Below are 2,078 nucleotides of genomic sequence, written 5' to 3'. Positions count from 1 at the left end.
ATTAAAGGCACGCTGTAGTCACTCTCAGCAAACCATTGATTGGAAAGGTGATATTTCGGTTTCTGACCACTGCCACTGTTGTCAAATGCCGGCACCTTTGCGGCCTCATGTTGTTTGGTTTGGTGAAATGCCATGGGGCATGGGGAAAATTCATGAGGCGTTAAATAAAGCGGATTTGTTTATCTCTATAGGGACATCGGGGGCAGTGTATCCCGCAGCGGGCTTTRTGCATGAAGCGGCAATGCATGGCGCGCATACAATTGAAATCAACCTCGAACCCAGTGCGGTTGAGAGCGAGTTTGATGAACGGCGCTACGGCAAAGCAAGCACTTTAGTGCCTGAGCTGGTGGATGAGATACTGGCGCTTGAGCGATAAATCAGGGGCGTCTTTGCCCCTGACAGTCTAGAACAGTACGCGGGATCACATACCGGCTTTTAAGCGTTGAAAATAATCTTCATAAAGTCGGTTGGCGTCACCTACATCGTTTTGCCATTCGCCGGCAGCCATCACCGACTGTGGTGGATAAATTTGCGGGTTATTTTTAAACGCGGCAGGCAATAACGGATAGGCGGCTTTCACTGGCGTTGGATAACCTATCTGCAGGGCAAGCTTAGCGGCGTTTTCCGGACGTAAGAGAAAATCGATCATTTTATGCGCGGCATCGACGTTTTTAGCATCCGCTGGAATCGCGAGGCTATCCATCCAAAAAATTGCGCCTTCTTCTGGCCACACCATGTCGATCGATGCGCCTTCTTGACGCGCCATGTAGGCACTGCCATTCCAAAGCATGCCTAGGGTGACTTCGCCCGCTAAAAACGGGTTAGCCGGAAAATCAGAATTAAAGAGCAATACATTTGGCATCAACGTTTTAAGTGACTGATAGGCCGCTTTTATTTCTTCCGGATCTGTGGTGTTGGCAGAGTAACCGAGTTTTCGCAGGGCAATATGAAATAGCTCTCTGGCATCATCCATCATCAACAGTTGGCCTTGCCATTTGGGATCCCATAAATCAGCCCAGCTCGAGACATCGGCTTTGTCCATAAAGTCGGTGTTAACGCCGATACCTGTCGCTCCCCAAATATAGGGCACAGAATAATCATTGTTAGGATCAAAAGGTTTGTTCAAGTTAACCGGATCCAGACCTGAAAAATGCTGGAGTTGCGATTTGTCGATTTTTTGTAGCATGCCTTGCTGACGCATTTTAGCGACATAGTAAGTTGACGGCACCACAAGATCATAGCCCTCAGGATGCGTTTTCAATTTGGCATACATGGTCTCGTTTGACTCATAGGTGGAGTACATCACCTCAATACCCGTTTCATCGGTGAAATCTTCGATAACCGAATTAGGGATATATTCAGACCAATTGTAGAAATACAAAACATCATTGTTCGCGGCGGTCGCGGTAGACGTGAGTAATGCACCGAACAGGGTAAGCGCAAAAAAGGGGGACCATTTAACCATGGTGAGCTCCTCGTAACACAAAAAGGAGGGCGGCTGACCTGTCAACTGCCCTGGGGAATGGATTATTTTAGTCGATCTTTGGCTAGCCATTGTGAGCACATGACCAGCACGAGTGACACAATCAGCATAATGGTGGCAAGGGCGTTAATTTCTGGCGACACGCCGACTTTTACCATGGAGTAAACTTTGAGCGGCAAGATTTCATAACCTGGCCCGGTGACAAAAGAGCTGACGATGACATCATCCAGTGACAAGGTGAAGCTTAGTAACCAGCCCGCTGCAACCGCGGGAGCGGCAAGCGGTAGGATGATTTTGGTCAAAATAACCCATTCGCTCGCGCCTAAGTCACGTGCGGCTTCAAGCATTTTGACATCAAAACCATTTAAGCGGCTGTAAACCGTTACGACTACAAACGGCAGGCAAAAAGTAATGTGTGACAGCAGCAAGGTCAAAAATCCTAATTGTGCGCCCATTAAGATAAAGAGCGCCAACAGCGAGATAGCCATCACGATATCGGGCGACATCATCACCACGAACAGCATACCATTGACAAACTGCTTGCCGCGAAAGCGATAACGAAACAGTGCTACCGCGGTTAAGCTACCTATAATAG

General features: G+C 48.1%; 3 protein-coding genes. 1 reads left to right on the top strand and 2 read right to left on the bottom strand.

Features of this window, described 5'->3' with window-relative positions; genetic code table 11:
- The coding region (locus BZG79_RS14655; protein ID WP_277919839.1) for a Sir2 family NAD-dependent protein deacetylase at window positions 1-376 on the top strand (376 nt) is incomplete at its 5' end.
- Between the two features lie 45 nt (window positions 377-421).
- Here the strand turns inward: BZG79_RS14655 and BZG79_RS14650 are convergent.
- Together BZG79_RS14650 and potC are read right to left on the bottom strand one after the other, a co-directional pair.
- Window positions 422-1,465, bottom strand: a complete 1,044-nt coding sequence (locus BZG79_RS14650; RefSeq protein WP_077661170.1) for an extracellular solute-binding protein — start codon at window positions 1,463-1,465, stop codon at window positions 422-424.
- Between the two features lie 62 nt (window positions 1,466-1,527).
- On the bottom strand, window positions 1,528-2,078 hold a 551-nt coding region (gene potC / locus BZG79_RS14645; RefSeq protein WP_108743313.1), incomplete at its 5' end, for a spermidine/putrescine ABC transporter permease PotC.

Source organism: Salinivibrio sp. MA427 (genome assembly GCF_001996115.1).
Taxonomy (GTDB): Bacteria; Pseudomonadota; Gammaproteobacteria; order Enterobacterales; family Vibrionaceae; genus Salinivibrio; species Salinivibrio costicola.
The sequence above is the reverse complement of the archived record's forward strand: the minus strand, read 5'-3'. Positions and strand labels throughout refer to the sequence as shown.